Below are 16,618 nucleotides of genomic sequence, written 5' to 3'. Positions count from 1 at the left end.
TGACAAGTGGGGCCTGACCCTAAGGTGTCAGTGCCTGCCGTCTACAGGGTTTTGACGAATTCGCGGATGCCGCCGAGCAGCATTTCGACCGACATGGCGGCGAGGATCAGGCCCATCAGGCGCTCGAAGGCCGTCATTACCTGCGTGCCCAGGACCTTCTGCAGCTTTTCCGCGCCGAGGAACACGGCCAGCCATACCAGCACCACCGAAGACAGCGCGGCGACGTGAATCATCACCTCGCCCGTGCTTTCGCGCGAGAACAGCAGCACCGTGGCCAGCGCCGAAGGACCGGCCAGCGCCGGAATCGCCAGCGGTACGATGAAGGGCTCGCCGCCTTCCGTCTTGCCCAGCACGCCGTCCGGATGCGGGAACACCATGCGGATCGCAATCAGCAGCAGGATCACGCTACCCGCAATGCGCAACGAAACTTCCGACAGGTGCAGCGCCGCCAGGAAGTGGCGGCCGAAGAACATGAAGATCAGCAGCACGGCAAACGCGATCAGGCATTCGCGGATCACGATCTTGCTGCGCCGCGCATGCGGCACCGGCTGCAGCGCCGTCGCGAACAAGGGCACGTTGCCGAATGGGTCGGTAACAAGCAGCAGCAGGATGAAGGTCTGGAAGAAGTTTTCGGTCATGCTTTCCCCTTGAAGTAAAAATGGCGGGAGACCTTGCAGCCTGCCGCCATCTTTTAGTAGAGCCGTGCGTGCTTATGCGCCGGTCTCGCCTTTCTTGATCCATGCCGCCAGCTGGTGCGGACGCAGGCCGTCGTAGTCTTCGAAGGGCTGGTGAATCCATGGATTGTGCGGCAGTTCTTCCATCTGGTAGTCCGGACGGAAGGCGGAGCTGCCCTTGGTCCAGATGACCGCGGACCTCACTTCGGTCACGCCGGAGAAGTTGTCCTTCAGGTGCTTCATCACCTTGGTCAGCGTCACGCCGGAATCGGCCAGGTCGTCCACCAGCAGGATATTGCCGGCCAGCGGGCCCTTGGTCATCGTCATGTATTTGGCGATGTCCAGGTCGCCGCGCACGGTGCCCGCTTCTTCACGGTAGGAGCTGGTCGACAGGATCGCCAGCGGCACGTCGAAGATGCGCGAGAACACGTCGCCCGGACGCACGCCGCCGCGCGCCAGGCACAGCACCATATCGAACTTCCAGCCGGATTCGTGCACCTTGAGCGCCAGGCGCTCGATCAGGCGGTGGTACTCGTCCCAGGAGACCCAGAGGTGCTTTTCGTTGGACTGTGGAGTGGTCATGTTTTTCTCTCTTCTTATTCGAATGGGTGGCGCAGCACGATGGTCTCTTCGCGGTCAGGACCGGTGGATACCATATCGACCGGCACGCCCACCAGTTCTTCGATGCGCTTGATGTAGGCGCGCGCCGCGGCAGGCAGCGCAGCCAGCGACTTCGCGCCGACGGTGCTTTCGGTCCAGCCGGGCATCTCTTCGTAGATCGGCTGGCAGCGCGCCGCGTCTTCCGCACCGACCGGGAAGATGTCGATCTTCTGGCCATCCAGCATATAGCCGGTGCACAGCTTCAGCGATTCCAGGCCGTCCAGCACGTCCAGCTTGGTCAGGCACATGCCGGACACGCCGTTGATCTGCACCGAGCGGCGCAGCAGCGCGGCATCGAACCAGCCGCAGCGGCGGGCGCGGCCCGTCACGGTGCCGAACTCGTGGCCCACGGAGGACAGGTGGTGGCCAACGCCTGCGTCGGTCGGCAGCTCCGACGGGAAGGGGCCGGAACCCACGCGGGTGGTGTAGGCCTTGGTGATGCCCAGGATGTAGTGCAGCATGTTCGGACCCACACCCGAACCGGCGGCGGCATTGCCGGCCACGCAGTTGGAGGAGGTAACGAATGGGTAGGTGCCGTGGTCCACGTCCAGCAGCGAGCCTTGCGCGCCTTCGAACAGCAGGTTGGCGCCGGCCTTGTGCGCAGCGTACAGGGCGCTCGACACGTCGGCCACCATCGGGCGCACGCGCGGCACGTAGGACAGCGCGTCGTCCAGCGTCTTCTGGTACTCGACCTTCGGCGCCTTCAGATAGTTTTCCAGCACGTAGTTGTGGTAGTCCAGGTTCTCGGCCAGTTTTTCGGCGAAGCGCTTTTCGTTCAGCAGGTCGGCGATACGGATCGCGCGGCGCGCCACCTTGTCTTCATAGGCCGGGCCAATGCCCTTGCCGGTGGTGCCGATCTTGGCGGCGCCGCGCGCTGCTTCACGGGCCGCGTCCAGCGCGGTGTGGTAAGGCAGGATCACAGGCGATGCTTCGGAGATCTTCAGGCGGGAAGACACTTCCACGCCCACGGCTTCCAGCTTGTCGATTTCGCGCAGCACGTCCGGCACGGATACCACCACGCCGTTGCCGATGTAGCAGGCCACGCCCGGGCGCATGATGCCCGAAGGGATCAGCTGCAGCGCGGTCTTCACGCCGCCGATCACGAGGGTGTGGCCGGCGTTGTGGCCGCCCTGGAAACGCACCACGCCCTGCGCGTGTTCCGTCAGCCAGTCGACGATTTTGCCCTTGCCTTCATCGCCCCACTGGGTACCGATAACGACGACGTTCTTTGCCATGATTTTCTTTGACATCACACTAACCTAAGTTTTTAAGAATCCAGTTGCTGCCTTGATCGTCGAGCACCAGCGCGCGGTCGCACTCGAACTCGTCCTGTTCATCGCTGTGACCCGGCAGGCTCTGGATCACAACTTCGCCGGCCTTGCGCAGTTCGGCGATCTTGTCTTTCAGTTCGGGCGCATTGCCCCACGGCGCGCGGATGGCGTGCTTGCGGTCCGCGGTCGGCAGCAGGCGGGCCAGCTCACGCAGGTCCATCGAGAAGCCGGTGGCGGGACGCGCACGGCCGAAGGCTTCGCCCACGTGGTCGTAGCGGCCGCCGCGCGCCACGGCGTTCGGCAGGCCCGGCACGTAGAGCGAGAACATCGCGCCGCTTTCGTACTGGTAGCCGCGCAGATCGGCCAGATCGATGGCCACTTCGGCGCGGCCGATGGCCGATGCGGCCAGCGCGGCCAGTTCGGCCAGCGCCTTGGTGATGCCCGGCAGTTCCGGCAGCACTTCGCGCGCTTTCTTGAGCACTTCCACGTCGCCGTACAGCTGCGGCAGCGCGACCAGCGCGGCGCGGGTGGCGGGCGCGTAGTGCTGCGTTTTTTCTTCCAGGCCCGGCACGTCCTTCGCGCGCAGCAGCTGCACGATGGCGTTGTGGTCCTTACCGGCCGCTGCGTCCTGTTCCAGGATGGCGCGCAGCACGCCGACGTGCGTGAGGTCCAGGCGCACGTCGCTGAAGCCTGCCATGTCGAGCGAGGCCAGCGCCAGTTCCTGGATTTCCGCGTCGGCTTCCAGGCCGGCATGGCCGTAGATCTCGGCGCCGATCTGCAGCGGCTCGCGTGTGGCGTGCAGGCCCGATGGACGGGTGTGCAGCACCGGGCCGGCGTAGCACAGGCGGGTGACGGAGGCACGGTTCAGCAGGTGGGCGTCGATGCGGGCGACCTGGGTCGTCATGTCGGCGCGCAGGCCCAGCATGCGGCCGCTGATCTGGTCCACCAGCTTGAAGGTGCGCAGGTCGGTGTCCTCGCCGGCGCCGGTCATCAGGGACTCGACGTACTCCAGCAGCGGCGGCATGACCAGCTCGTAGCCGTAGCGCCGGAAATTGTCCAGCATCAGGCGGCGCAGCTCTTCGATCTTGCGCGCTTCGGACGGCAAGACGTCGGCAATATGTTCAGGCAAAAGCCAATTCGGCATTGGAAGTCGGTGTTGTTGAAATTCGGGCAATGCGGCGCAAGGGCGCAGCTCGGCAGCGGAGGCCGAACCGCATATTTTACGCGAAAATGGTGCCAAACAGGAAAAAAATGACAAAGGGGCGACGCCTTGCGGCGCCGCCCCTCCGGGGATTACTTGCCGCCCGAGCCGGAGGCTTTGAAGTACTTGAAGAACTCGGAGTTCGGGTCCACCAGCATCACGTCAGCCTTGTTCTTGAACGAGGCGCGGTAGGCCTCCAGGCTGCGGTAGAACTTGTAGAACTCGGGGTTGCGGCCGAAGGCTTCGGCATAGATGCCGGAGGCTTTCGCATCGCCCTCGCCGCGGATTTTCTCCGCTTCGCGGTAGGCTTCCGCCAGGATCACGGTGCGCTGCTTGTCGGCGTCGGCGCGGATCTTCTCGGATTCCGCCGCACCGGTGGAACGCAGCTCGTTGGCCACGCGCACGCGCTCGGCCTTCATGCGCTCGTAGACCGAGTTGTTGATCTGCTCCACATAGTCCACGCGCTTCAGGCGCACGTCCACCACCTGCACGCCGATCTTCTTGGCTTCCTCGCTGACCTTCAGGCGGATGCCTTCCATGGTCTGGCCGCGCTGACCGGAGATCACTTCGCGCACGGTGCGCTTGGTGATTTCCTCGTTCAGCGCCGCTTTCACGATCTGCGCCAGGCGGTCGCGCGCGCGGTTTTCCTCGCCGCCGAAGGACACGAAGTACAGGCGCGGGTCGGTGATGCGCCATTTCACGAAGGAGTCCACCAGGATATTCATCTTCTCGGCGGTGATGAAACGGTCCGCTTCGGCCGAATCCATGGTCAGGATGCGCTTGTCCAGGTAGATCACATTCTGGAACGGCGGCGGCAGCTTGAAGTGCAGGCCGGGCTGGCTGATCACCTGCTTAACTTCACCCAGCGCGAACACGATGGCGAACTTGCGCTGGTCGACCACGAACACGGTGGAGGACAGCAGCATCAGGGCGATAAAGCCCGCTACCAGAATCGTTACGATACGGTTCATTTAGCGGCCCTCCCGGTCACGGGACGATTCACGCGAGCGGTTTGCGTCGCGGGCACGGTTGATGTCAATCGAAGAAGTCTCCGGTGACGGCAGCAGCACCGCTTGCGGCGGCGGCGCCGTAATGTTGGCACGGTTCGCTTCGGTCGCTGCGACCTGGGCGATCAGCTTGTCCAGCGGCAGGTACAGCAGGTTGCTGCCTGCTTTCGAGTCCACCATCACCTTGCTGGTGTTGGCGAAGATCTGCTGCATGGTGTCGAGGTACATGCGGTCGCGGGTCACGCCCGGCGCCTTCTGGTATTCGGTCAGCACGGCCTTGAAGCGGTCGGCGTTACCGGCGGCGTTCTCCGTCACCAGCGAACGGTAGGCTTCCGCTTCCTGCACCAGGCGGAAGGCCGCGCCGCGCGCTTTCGGCACCACGTCGTTGGCATAGGCCTGGCCTTCGTTCTTCTGGCGCTCGCGGTCCTGCCCTGCCTTCACGGCATCGTCGAAGGCGGTCTGCACCTGTTCGGGAGGCTGCACGCCCTGCATGGTCACGTTGGTGATCAGCACGCCGGAGTTGTAGCGGTCCAGGATCTGCTGCATCAGCTGCTGCGTATCGGTCGCCACTTTCTCGCGGCCTTCGTACAGCACATAGTCCATCTTGCTGCGGCCCACGATCTCGCGGATCGAGGTTTCAGCCACCTGGCGCACGTTCTCTTCGGGGCCGCTGTTCGCATACAGCCAGGCGACCGGATCCTTCAGGCGGTACTGCACGGCGAACTGGATGTCGATGATGTTTTCGTCTTCCGTCAGCATCAGGGATTCGCGCGCCTGCTTGTTGCGCACATTGCCCTGGTAGCCCACTTCCACCGTGCGCACCGAGGATACGTTCACGGTTTCATTGGCCTGGAAAGGATACGGCCAGCGCCAGTTGAAACCGGCCGGCGTGGTGTGGCTGTACTTGCCGAAGGTGGTCACAACACCGCTCTGGCCTTCCTGCACGATGAAGGCGCCGGTGGCGAGCCACACCAGCAGGCCGACAATGGCCACGGCGCCGATGGTGGCGCCGGCGCCCTTCATCTCGCCGCCGCCGGAGCTGCCGCCACCGCCGTTGCTATTGCCGTTGCGCTTGTTGCCGAACAGGCCGTTCAGGCGCTGGTTGAAGTCGCGCCACAGCTGGTCCAGGTCGGGTGGACCATCGGGCTTCTTACCTTCCTGAGCTTTGTTGTTGTCCTTGTCGTTGCCCCAGCGGGGGTCGTTCAGGGACAGCTTCAGGCCTAGTCTTTTCAAGAGAGAGGAAAAGGGCATGTTTTTCTTAGTGAGTTCCAGCATGGGTGAATGTGGAGATACTATCCGGCACCACATCCTCTTTCGGATGCAGCGCCGCTTCCTGCGCATCCAGCGCGGCTTCGCTGATGGCGGCGCGCAGCAGGTCCAGCCCCTGGCCCGTGCGGGCACTCAGGAAAACGCGAGAAATTTTATCATATTCATCACGTTCCACGGCTGGCTCCATGCCTGCTGCGTCGATCTTGTTCCAGACCAGTATCTGCGGGATATGGTCGGCGCCGATCTCTTTTAGAACGATGTTGACCTGTTCGATCTGCTCCATGCGCACCGGGCTGGCCGCGTCCACCACGTGCAGCAGCAGGTCGGCATGAATGGTTTCTTCCAGCGTGGCGCGGAAGGCCGCCACCAGCTGGTGCGGCAGTTCGCGCACGAAGCCCACGGTATCGGACAGCACGATATTGCCCACCTCCTCGCCCATGTAGACGCGGCGCGAGGTCGTGTCGAGGGTGGCGAACAGCTGGTCGGCCGCATACACGCCGGCCTTGGTCATGCTGTTGAACAGCGTGGACTTGCCCGCATTGGTATAGCCCACCAGCGAGACCGAGAAGGTCTGGCTGCGGCCGCGCGAACGGCGCTGGGTTTCGTGCTGCTTGCGCAGCTTGGCCAGGCGCGAACGCAGCATCTTGACCCGCTCGCCGATCAGGCGGCGGTCGGTCTCCAGCTGGGTTTCACCCGGGCCGCGCAGGCCGATACCGCCCTTCTGGCGTTCAAGGTGGGTCCAGCCGCGGATCAGGCGCGTGGCCAGGTGCTGCAACTGGGCCAGCTCCACCTGCAGCTTGCCCTCGTGGCTCTGCGCGCGCTGCGCGAAGATGTCGAGGATCAGGCTGGTGCGGTCGAGCACGCGCACATTGAGGCGCTTTTCCAGGTTGCGCTGCTGGGCAGGCGACAGGGCATGGTTGAAGATGACGATTTCGAGCTTGTTGTCCTGCACCGCATGGCCGATTTCGTCGGCCTTGCCGCTGCCGACAAAATAGGCTGCATCGGGCGCCGAACGCTTGCCGGTGACGGTAATCACCGGCTCCGCGCCGGCGGACCGCGCGAGGAGCATCAGTTCTTCGATGCTGGCAGCGAAATCGCCCTGACCGAAATCTACACCGACTAAGGCTGCGCGCATAAGACGGTCAGGCTAACGTGGAGGGGAGCAGCACAGGCGTTGGATGCAACGCCTTACTCCGCCTCGTTGTTGTCGATGTTGAGGTTGACGGCGCGTGCCGGCACAACGGTCGAAATGGCGTGCTTGTACACCATCTGAGTCACCGTGTTACGCAGCAGGACGACGTACTGGTCGAAGGATTCGATATGGCCTTGCAGCTTGATACCGTTGACCAGGTAGATCGAGACAGGAACGTGCTCTTTGCGCAGCGCGTTCAGGAATGGGTCTTGTAACAGTTGCCCTTTATTGCTCATAACAGCTCCATATGTTGTTTGTGTTCGAATTGGAGGCGAAACGCTTGAATTCAAGTGCCGGCTGACATCCCCTGCCGGCTCTCAAATCGCCGTGGGGATGCTCCGAGGCTACTGTAACCGTTTTTTTTGAATCCTGCAGGCTTGTCCGACTGAAAACGAGCTTAAATCCCGGCTTTTTCCGAATTATTTACTGGTTTTCGCAAAGGGATTCTTGCTCGTGCGCAACTCAATGCGCAGCGGGGTGCCTACCAGGGAGAATGTGTCGCGGAAGTGCTTTTCCAGGTAACGCTTATAGGGCTCGCTGATCGCATCCAGCGAGTTGCCGTGGATGACGATGATCGGCGGGTTCTGGCCGCCCTGGTGGGCGTAGCGCATCTTCGGCCGCATGCCGCCCTTGCGCTTCGGCTCCTGCTTCTCCACGGCCTCTTCCAGCGCGCGGGTGAGCTTCGGCGTGGACAGGTTGGCGGTGGCCGCCGCGTAGGCCGCGTTCACGGATTTCATCAGCGGGCCGATATTGGTGCCCTTCAGCGCCGAGATGAAATGGGTTTTGGCGAAGCCCAGGAAGTCCAGCTTGCGGTCCATGTCCATCTTGACCTGGTCGCGCTGGTCCGACTGCAGGCCGTCCCACTTGTTGACCGCCACCACCAGGGCGCGGCCGGATTCCAGGATGAAGCCGGCAATGTGGGCGTCCTGCTCGGAAATGTCCTGCTGGGCATCCAGCATCAGGATCACCACGTTCGCCTCCGAGATCGACTGCAGCGTCTTCACCACCGAGAACTTCTCGATGGCTTCGAACACCTTGCCGCGGCGGCGGATACCCGCCGTATCGATCAGCGTATAGTGCTTGCCCTCGCGTTCGAAAGGAATCTCGATCGAATCGCGGGTAGTGCCCGGCATGTCGAAGGCGATCACGCGCTCTTCACCCAGCAGGGTGTTGATCAGCGTGGACTTGCCCACGTTCGGGCGGCCCACCAGCGCCAGCTTGATGCCGCGCTCCGCCGGCAGCAGCTCTTCCTCATCGGCCGGACGGGAGGCAAAGGCCTTGTCCAGCGCCTCCTGCACCAGGTCGTGCACGCCGTCGCCATGGGCGCCGGAAATGGCATACGGATCGCCCAGGCCCAGCTCATAGAAGTCCGACACGGCCGAGGTGTACTTCATGCCTTCGGCCTTGTTCACCACCAGCAGCACCGGGCGGCCGGCCTTGCGCAGGAAGTCGGTAATGGTCTTGTCGTGCGGCGTCATGCCCTGGCGGCCATCCACCAGGAACACCACGACGTCGGCCTCGGCCACGGCCTGCTTGGTCTGCAGGGCCATCTGGAACATGATGCCTTCCTTGGCGACCGGTTCAAAACCGCCGGTATCGATGACCAGGAAGGGACGGTCGCCGACGCGGCCCTCGCCATAGTGACGATCGCGCGTCAGACCAGGCAAGTCCGCCACCAGCGCGTCACGCGAGCGGGTCAGACGATTGAAGAGGGTCGATTTCCCGACGTTCGGGCGGCCCACGAGTGCAATTACCGGCTTCATTTTTATTGTTTAGTCGACCGTGATAGCGGCCACTGTTCCTGCTTGAGTTTGAAAAATCATGCTGTTGCCGGCGACTTGCGGCGCCGACTTGATGGCGCTGCCATCGGTTTCCACACGGCCCAGCATCGTGCCGTCTTCACGCGACAGCAGGTGCACATAGCCCTGGTAGTCGCCGACGGCCACCACGCGGCCATAGGACACGGGGGTGGACAGCACACGGTTCGTCATGCTGTCGTTCTTCCATGCGCCGGCGCCGCTGTCGCGGCTGTAGGCATGCACATTGCCCTGGTCATCGGCCAGGAACACGAAGCGCTGGTCCACGGCCACGCCGCCATCGGTCGAGGTTTCCTTGTTCCAGCGGCCCACGCCGGTCGCCGCATCGAAGCAGCCCACCTTGCCCTGCCAGGTCGCCACGCACACGTCCTTGTCGAAGATGACCGGTGCGCCGCCGATATCGGCCACGCGCTCCAGTTCCGTTGCGCCCTTCGGATCGGCCACGGACACTTCAAAACGCGGCACGCCGTTGGCCAGCGCCAGCGAAATCAGGCGGCCCGCAGGCTGCGGCACATACACATTGCCGTTGGCGACCACCATGCCCGAGGCGCTGCGCAGCGTCAGTGCAGGCGTGGTGCGCTGCAGGAACCATTTGCGCTCGCCGGTCTTGATGTCGTAGGCGGTAATCTTGTTGTCCAGGCTGCGCACGATCACCAGTTCGTCGCTGATGACCGGCGGCGCCAGCACTTCGCTGGAAGCCTGGGTTTCCCACAGCTTCTGGCCATTGGCGTCGTAGACATAGATGGCGCCTTTCAGGCCGCCCACCGCCACCACCTTGCCATTGCTGCCCACGCCCGCGGTCAGGTCGCCCGGCGCCTTGATGCGCCACTGCGAACGGCCGGTGGCCGCATCCAGGCGCTCGATCACGCCGTCGTTCGAAGCCACGAACACACTGTTATCCACCACGGCAGGCGTGAACTGGTACAGGCCCGCCTTGCCCACCGAGTGCTTCCACAGCACTTTGGACGGAATCGGCGACTTGATATCGACCAGCTTCGCCGGTGGGTTCTTGTCCTTTTCCTTGAAAGGATTCATCCAGCTCAGGGAACTGCAGCCTGCCATCAGCGCCAGCAGGCTTACGCCAACTACTTTTCCGGTGATACGCATCATGTCCTTAACCTTGTCTCGTGCTTGCTCAGGCAGCGGGCGCCGCCGGCTTTTTCTCTTCGGCGACGGTGCCGCCGACGGATTCCAGCTTCAGTTCAATCAGCTGGCGACCGGGATTCTTCTTGTCGGTCGCGTCCAGCGCAGCCTTGTAGGCGGCGCGCGCTTCCACCAGCTTGTTCTGCGCGGCCAGCACATCGCCCTTGCGGTCGTTGACGGCTGCGGCGAATTGCGGCCTGGTATCGGCAGCCAGCGTTTTCAGCGCTTCGTCATAAGCTTTTTCGTCCAGCAGCACACCGGCCAGGCGCAGGCGGGCCACGGCCTGGTATTCGTCGTTGCCGTGCTCAATCGCCCATTGCAGCTGGGTTTTCGCGGTTTTCAGGTCGTTCGCATCGAAGGCGCTCTTCGCTGCCACCAGCGCGCCCATCGTGGCGTACACGGTGCGGCCGAACTTGCTTTCCATATCGCCGGCGGCGCGCTGCACCTTGGCGTTGTCCTTCTTGCCTGCCGCTTCCATCAGCTCATCGTACAGCGCCGAAGCCTGCACGGCCTGGGTGCGCACGTGGTACTGCCAGCCTGCCCAGCCGGAATAAGCGGCCAGCACGGCCACCAGCAGCCAGGTCGCCAGGTTGCCGTACTGCTGCCACCACGCTTTAAGGGTAGCAATCTTTTCTTGTTCTTCGAGATCGTATGCCATGTTCTGCTTCTCTGTTTTGGTCGATTAATGATGGTAATGAACGTGGTCGTGGTCGTGATCGTGGTCTCCAACGATCTGGTCGACGACATAATCCACCACGCCGTCGAACGGCACGGAGGTCTGCTGCGCTTCGCCCTCCTCACCCCGCAGCGCCTTCACGCTGGCGGTGCTGTTGGCCACTTCGTCTTCGCCCATGATGATAGCGAAGGCCGCGCCGCTGGCGTCGGCTTTTTTCATCTGCGACTTGAAGCTGCCCGCGCCGCTGGCGGTCGCGCAATGCAGCATCACGTCCAGGCCCGCATCGCGCAGGCGCTCTGCCAGCACGAAGCTTTGCATCTGGGCGGCGTCGCCCTGGTGCACCATGTACACGTCGCACTGGTTCGGCGCGGTCGTTTCGCCGCTTTCGCGCATCAGCTCGATCAGGCGCTCCACGCCCATGGCGAAACCGACGGCCGGCGTTGGCTTGCCGCCGAACATTTCGATCAGCGGATCATAGCGGCCGCCGGCGCACACGGTGCCCTGCGCGCCCAGCTGGTCAGTCACCCACTCGAACACGGTGCGGTTGTAATAGTCGATGCCGCGCACCAGGCGGGTATTGATCGTGAACGGCACGTTGTTGTGGTTCAGGATCTTCTGCACGCCTTCGAAGTGGGCCAGCGATTCGGCACCCAGGTAGTCCAGCAGCTTCGGCGCATTGTTCACCATGTCCTGCATGGCAGGGTTCTTGGTGTCCAGGATGCGCAGCGGGTTGCTGTGCAGGCGGCGCTTGGCTTCGGCGTCGAGGATGTCCTCGTGCTTTTCCAGGTAGGCGATCAGGTCCACGCGGTGGCGCGCGCGCTCTTCGGCGTCGCCGATCGAGTTCAGTTCGAGGCGGATATTCTGCAGGCCCAGGTCATCCCACAGGCGGCGGCACAGCATGATCAGCTCCGCGTCCACGTCCGGGCCGGTGAAGCCCACCGCTTCGGCGCCGATCTGGTGGAACTGGCGGTAGCGGCCGCGCTGCGGCTTCTCGTGGCGGAACATCTGGCCCTTGTACCACAGGCGTTTCGGGCCTTCGTACACCAGGTTATGTTCCAGCACGGCGCGCACCACGCCTGCGGTGCCTTCCGGGCGCAGCGTGAGCTTGTCGCCGTTCATCGAGTCCTCGAAGGAGTACATCTCCTTCTCCACGATGTCGGTCACGGCGCCGATGGCGCGCGAGAACAGGCGGGTCTCTTCAACGATGGGCGTGCGGATCTGCTGGAAGCCGTAGCTTTGCAGGATGGACTGCGCGGTATTCTCGAAGATTTCCCACAGGTGGGCGTCGGCCGGGAGGATGTCGTTCATCCCCTTGATGGCTACGATCTTTTCGGCTTTTTTATCGGTCATGTTTATGCTGCTTGTTTGCTGTAGTTCTTCTTCACGTAGTCCAGCACAATGGCCTGGAACTCCTGCACGATGCCTTCACCGCGCAGCGTGGCCACCTTCTGGCCATCGACGAACACCGGCGCGGCCGGCGATTCGCCGGTGCCGGGCAGGCTGATGCCGATGTTGGCGTGTTTCGATTCGCCCGGACCGTTGACGATGCAGCCCATCACGGCCACATTCATCGCCTCCACGCCCGGATATTCCTTTTTCCATTCCGGCATCTGCTCGCGCAGGTAGCTCTGGATATCGTCCGCCAGTTCCTGGAACACGGTGGACGTGGTGCGGCCGCAGCCCGGGCAGGCAATCACCATCGGGGTGAACTTGCGCAGGCCCATGGTCTGCAGGATCTCCTGCCCCACCACTACTTCCTTGGTGCGGTCGCCGCCCGGTTCCGGGGTCAGCGAAATGCGGATGGTGTCGCCGATGCCTTCCTGCAGCAGCACGGACAGCGCGGCGGTCGAGGCCACGATACCCTTGCTGCCCATGCCCGCTTCGGTCAGGCCGAGGTGCAGCGCATAGTCGCAGCGCCTGGCCAGCTCGCGGTAGACGGCGATCAGGTCCTGCACGCCGGAGACCTTGCAGGACAGGACGATCTTGTCGCGTCCCAGGCCCAGTTCTTCCGCCCGCACCGCGTTTTCGATTGCCGAGGTAATCAGCGCTTCGTACATCACCTGCTGCGCCGTCCACGGATTCGCGCGGGCCGCGTTTTCGTCCATGATGCGCGCCAGCAGGGCCTGGTCCAGCGAGCCCCAGTTGACGCCGATGCGCACCGGCTTGTCGTACTTTGCCGCCACTTCGATCATCTGGGCGAACTGGGTGTCGCGCTTGGCGCCCTTCCCTACATTGCCCGGATTGATGCGGTACTTGGACAGCGCCTGCGCGCAATCCGGATAGTCGGTCAGCAGCGTGTGGCCGTTGTAGTGGAAGTCGCCCACCAGCGGCACGTCCACGTCCATGCGGTCCAGCTGCTCGCGGATATAAGGCACGGCGGCCGCCGCTTCCGGACGGTCCACGGTCAGGCGCACCAGCTCGGAACCGGCGCGCGCCAGTTCCTTGATCTGGATTGCCGTCGCCACGGCATCGGCCGTGTCGGTATTGGTCATCGACTGCACCACCACCGGTGCATTGCCGCCGACCCAGATCTTCTTTTCCTTGTACGCGACCAGCACGCCGCGGCTTGCGCGGCGGCCGAGCGGACCGGATGGGATGGCGGTATCTGAAGACATGCTCATGGCTCTTTACTTGATCTGTACGCGTGCAATCGTGCCGTTCGGGACCACCGGCAGGTCAAGGTGCTGGCCACGCAGGGTAGCGCGCACATTGCCCGGCTTGCCAACGATGAGCAAGGCCTGGCCGTCGATCTCGAAGGTCTCGGTGCTGCCGCCCTTCACCAGGCGCGCAATCAGCGATGGCAGGTTGCCCGGACGGCGGATCTCGATCCAGGAATCGTCCACCACGGTCAGCACCAGGGTGCCGGGCGCGGTGGCCGTTGCAGCGGCAGGCGTCGTTGCAGCGGCAGCTGCCGGCGCTGGTGCAGCGGCAGCAGGAGCTGGCGCTACGCCTGGTGTGTTGACCGGCGTGCCTGTTGCGGGCGTCGTAGCAGCGACGGTACCGGCGGCCGGTGTTCCGGCGGCCGAAGTAGCGGCGGCGGGCGACGGCGTGGCGGTGGCCGTATCCGGTGCCGGCGCGCCAGCGGCGCTGTCGGCAGGCGCCGGTGCAGGCGCGGACGCCAGCGGCATGCTCGGCGCAGGCAGCGTGGTGCTTGCAACGCCGGTGCTGTCGGCGGCGGCCGGCGCGGCGTCGCCGGCGGCGCCGTTCGCCCCCAGCATCTGCGGAGAGATCAGGCCCGCCTGCCAGGCGCCGATGGCGGCAGCCACCACCACGGCCACCAGGCCGAAGGCAATCAGGCCGCTCGGCTTGGACTGGCGCTGCGTCATCGACGGGAAGCGCGATTCGCTGAACGATGTGCCCATATCGCGGCGCGGCGCAGCCACATCGATCACCGGCGCCGGCTCCACTTCCACCATGGCCACCAGCGGCGCCGGATCCATGCGCAGCACTTTGGCGTAAGCGCGGATAAAGCCGCGCGTCACCGCCATATTCGGCAGCGCGGCATAGTCGCCGTTTTCGATGGCGATAACCTGGCGCTGCGCCAGCTTCAGTTGATCCGCAACCTGTTCAATCGTGAGGCCCATCGCCTCACGCTGGGCCGCCAGCGCTGCTCCGGGCGTAGAAGCCTTGCGCTGGTTATCCGGCTCTTCCTGCCATTCAGAATCCATTGGTACTCCAGTATCACTCATCAAACGCCCCACGTTGATACGCAGCATATTCAGGCGATGTCGCATGATGGCGCCGCAACTGCGTCGCCAGTGCCTGTTGGGCGCTGGTGTCCCCCAGCTTATGCTGCACCTTAATCGCCAGCCACAACACATCGGCGGACAGCGTGTCCACCTTGGCTACCTTGTTCAGCCGGGATATGAAAAACCCGGCGCGCACGTAATCGCGCTTGTCGTAATAAACCTTCGCCAGGTTGGCGTTGGTCGCAGGCAGGTCCGGGGTCTGCTGCAGCGCCGCCAGCAGATACTTCTCGGCCCGTGCCATATCCTTGATCTTCAGGGCGCAGGCGCCCGCATTGTTCAGGGCCTTGCCCGGCGCGCCGTAGTTGCGCGCCGCCAGTGCCGCATCGAAGTAGCGGAAAGACTCCGCCACCTGGCCGCGCTGGCACAGGAAATAGCCGTAGTTATTGTTCGTTTCCGGATTGTTCGGCGCCAGTTTCATGGCCTGCTGGAAGCTGCCATCCGCCAGCTGCATCTCGCCCATCGCCATGTAGATCAGGCCGCGCACACTGTAGGCGTCGGGCGATGCGGGGTCCGAGACGATCGCCTTCTTGACCTCATCCAGCGCCACCGCATACTGGCCCTGCTCGTAATAGCCGGCCGCCAGCTGCAGGCGGATCTCGGCGCGTTTCTGCTCACTGGTCTGGTCCGAAGCCGTCGGCAAGTCGGTCTTCGGGCTGCCGCCGCCTGCGCAAGCCGCGAGCAGGCCTGCCAGCACAAGGGCGGCGAGCTGCGGAAGGCGGCGCAGGAACAGGACGGTCATCAGGAACGGATCTCCACGATCTTGCCGAAATTGGCGCCGAACTTCTGCTGGTACTCCGCCATCTTTTCCATGCGCTCCGCCACGCGAGTACGGTCTTTCACCTCGCCAGCCAGCTGGCCGCAGGCGGCGTCGATATCGTCGCCGCGCGTCTTGCGGATGGTGGTCACGATGCCCGCGTTCATCAGGATCTCGGCAAAGGCCTTGATGCGCGGGTTCTTGGAGCGCGTCAGGCCCGATTCCGGGAAAGGATTGAAGGGGATCAGGTTGAACTTGCAGTTCACGCCGTATTCCGGATGGTTCACCAGCGCGATCAGTTCGCGTGCATGCTCGTCGCTGTCATTGAAGCCGTCCAGCATGCAGTATTCGAAGGTGATGAAATCGCGCGGCGCGAATTCCAGGTAGCGCTTGCAGGCCGCCAGCAGTTCGGCCAGCGGGTATTTTTTATTCAGCGGCACCAGGCCGTTGCGCAGCTCGTCGTTCGACGCGTGCAGCGAGACGGCCAGCGCCACCGGCACGTCCTGCGACAGCTTGTCGATATTCGGCACCACGCCGGAGGTGGACAGGGTCACGCGGCGGCGCGACAGGCCGTAGGCGTTATCGTCCAGCATCAGCTTGAGCGCGGTGGCGGTCGGCTCGTAGTTCAGCAGCGGCTCGCCCATGCCCATCATCACCACGTTGGTGATCTGGCGTTCGCCTTTCGGGCCGGGTTCGATGCCCTTGGTCTTGCGCAGTTCGAATTCGGCCATCCACAGCTGGCCGATGATTTCGCCCACCGACAGGTTGCGGTTGAAGCCCTGCTTGCCGGTCGAGCAGAAACGGCAGTTCACGGCGCAGCCGGCCTGGGTGGAGATGCACAGCGTGCCGCGGTTTTCTTCCGGGATGAACACGGTTTCCACCGCATTGCCGTTACCCACGTCCACCAGCCATTTGCGGGTGCCGTCGGCCGAAGTATGGTCGCTGATGACGGCCGGCGCCACGATGTGGGCGCGCGTCTTCAGCTTCTCGCGCAGCGATTTGGCGAGGTCGGTCATGCTGTCGAAGTCGGACGCACCGAACTGGTGGATCCAGCGTTGCAGCTGCTTGGCGCGGAACGGTTTCTCACCCAACTCCGCACAGTAGGCGATCAGTTGCGCGGGATCCAGGTCCAGCAGATTGGTGAGGGTCGTTTCCATAAATGCCATGTATTTCAAAAAAGCCTTTGCCCCGGACTGTGAGCCGGG

16 protein-coding genes are annotated in these 16,618 nt (G+C 63.6%); all 16 read right to left on the bottom strand.

The annotated features are described in order from the left end of the window. Positions 1 to 41: 41 nt before the first annotated feature. Entirely contained in the window at positions 42 to 638 is a 597-nt protein-coding gene (locus tag ACJRPG_RS04465) for a MarC family protein (RefSeq protein ID WP_407998843.1), read from the bottom strand. A gap of 72 nt (positions 639 to 710) precedes the next feature. Continuing rightward, on the bottom strand, positions 711 to 1,256 hold the full coding sequence (locus ACJRPG_RS04460; RefSeq protein WP_407998842.1) for a phosphoribosyltransferase: 546 nt from the start codon (positions 1,254 to 1,256) through the stop codon (positions 711 to 713). A 14-nt stretch (positions 1,257 to 1,270) separates the two neighbouring features. Continuing rightward, a complete protein-coding gene (locus ACJRPG_RS04455; protein ID WP_407998841.1) occupies positions 1,271 to 2,584 on the bottom strand; it encodes an adenylosuccinate synthase in 1,314 nt (437 codons plus the stop codon). Between the two features lie 4 nt (positions 2,585 to 2,588). After that, positions 2,589 to 3,749: an ATP phosphoribosyltransferase regulatory subunit gene (locus ACJRPG_RS04450; protein WP_407998840.1), complete on the bottom strand. Its 1,161-nt coding sequence runs from the start codon at positions 3,747 to 3,749 to the stop codon at positions 2,589 to 2,591. Between the two features lie 149 nt (positions 3,750 to 3,898). Beyond that, entirely contained in the window at positions 3,899 to 4,777 is an 879-nt protein-coding gene (gene hflC / locus ACJRPG_RS04445; RefSeq protein ID WP_407998839.1) for a protease modulator HflC, read from the bottom strand. Continuing rightward, positions 4,778 to 6,064, bottom strand: a complete 1,287-nt coding sequence (hflK, locus tag ACJRPG_RS04440) for an FtsH protease activity modulator HflK (protein ID WP_407998838.1) — start codon at positions 6,062 to 6,064, stop codon at positions 4,778 to 4,780. A gap of 7 nt (positions 6,065 to 6,071) precedes the next feature. Further along, positions 6,072 to 7,217 (bottom strand): GTPase HflX, encoded by a 1,146-nt coding sequence (gene hflX, locus ACJRPG_RS04435; protein WP_407998837.1) that lies wholly within the window; start codon positions 7,215 to 7,217, stop codon positions 6,072 to 6,074. 53 nt (positions 7,218 to 7,270) lie between these two features. Beyond that, on the bottom strand, positions 7,271 to 7,510 hold the full coding sequence (gene hfq / locus ACJRPG_RS04430) for an RNA chaperone Hfq (RefSeq protein ID WP_231765780.1): 240 nt from the start codon (positions 7,508 to 7,510) through the stop codon (positions 7,271 to 7,273). Positions 7,511 to 7,693: 183 nt separating this feature from the next. Then, entirely contained in the window at positions 7,694 to 9,037 is a 1,344-nt protein-coding gene (gene der / locus ACJRPG_RS04425; protein ID WP_407998836.1) for a ribosome biogenesis GTPase Der, read from the bottom strand. Positions 9,038 to 9,046: 9 nt separating this feature from the next. Further along, positions 9,047 to 10,201: an outer membrane protein assembly factor BamB gene (bamB, locus tag ACJRPG_RS04420; protein WP_407998835.1), complete on the bottom strand. Its 1,155-nt coding sequence runs from the start codon at positions 10,199 to 10,201 to the stop codon at positions 9,047 to 9,049. 25 nt (positions 10,202 to 10,226) lie between these two features. Beyond that, positions 10,227 to 10,892: a YfgM family protein gene (locus tag ACJRPG_RS04415; RefSeq protein ID WP_407998834.1), complete on the bottom strand. Its 666-nt coding sequence runs from the start codon at positions 10,890 to 10,892 to the stop codon at positions 10,227 to 10,229. Positions 10,893 to 10,916: 24 nt separating this feature from the next. Beyond that, positions 10,917 to 12,260: a histidine--tRNA ligase gene (gene hisS / locus ACJRPG_RS04410; RefSeq protein WP_407998833.1), complete on the bottom strand. Its 1,344-nt coding sequence runs from the start codon at positions 12,258 to 12,260 to the stop codon at positions 10,917 to 10,919. A gap of 2 nt (positions 12,261 to 12,262) precedes the next feature. Then, positions 12,263 to 13,525: a flavodoxin-dependent (E)-4-hydroxy-3-methylbut-2-enyl-diphosphate synthase gene (ispG, locus tag ACJRPG_RS04405; RefSeq protein ID WP_407998832.1), complete on the bottom strand. Its 1,263-nt coding sequence runs from the start codon at positions 13,523 to 13,525 to the stop codon at positions 12,263 to 12,265. 12 nt (positions 13,526 to 13,537) lie between these two features. Continuing rightward, entirely contained in the window at positions 13,538 to 14,578 is a 1,041-nt protein-coding gene (locus ACJRPG_RS04400; protein WP_407998831.1) for a RodZ domain-containing protein, read from the bottom strand. A 13-nt stretch (positions 14,579 to 14,591) separates the two neighbouring features. Then, positions 14,592 to 15,398: a type IV pilus biogenesis/stability protein PilW gene (gene pilW / locus ACJRPG_RS04395; RefSeq protein WP_407998830.1), complete on the bottom strand. Its 807-nt coding sequence runs from the start codon at positions 15,396 to 15,398 to the stop codon at positions 14,592 to 14,594. Further along, on the bottom strand, positions 15,398 to 16,570 hold the full coding sequence (rlmN, locus tag ACJRPG_RS04390; RefSeq protein ID WP_407998829.1) for a dual-specificity RNA methyltransferase RlmN: 1,173 nt from the start codon (positions 16,568 to 16,570) through the stop codon (positions 15,398 to 15,400). The genes pilW and rlmN overlap by 1 nt, the downstream gene beginning before the upstream one ends. Positions 16,571 to 16,618: the final 48 nt, after the last annotated feature.

Origin of the sequence: Pseudoduganella rhizocola, from assembly GCF_045984285.3 — a bacterium.
Lineage (GTDB): Bacteria > Pseudomonadota > Gammaproteobacteria > Burkholderiales > Burkholderiaceae_D > Rugamonas.
Note: the sequence above shows the minus strand (reverse complement) of the source record. Positions and strands in the feature narration are given on the sequence as shown.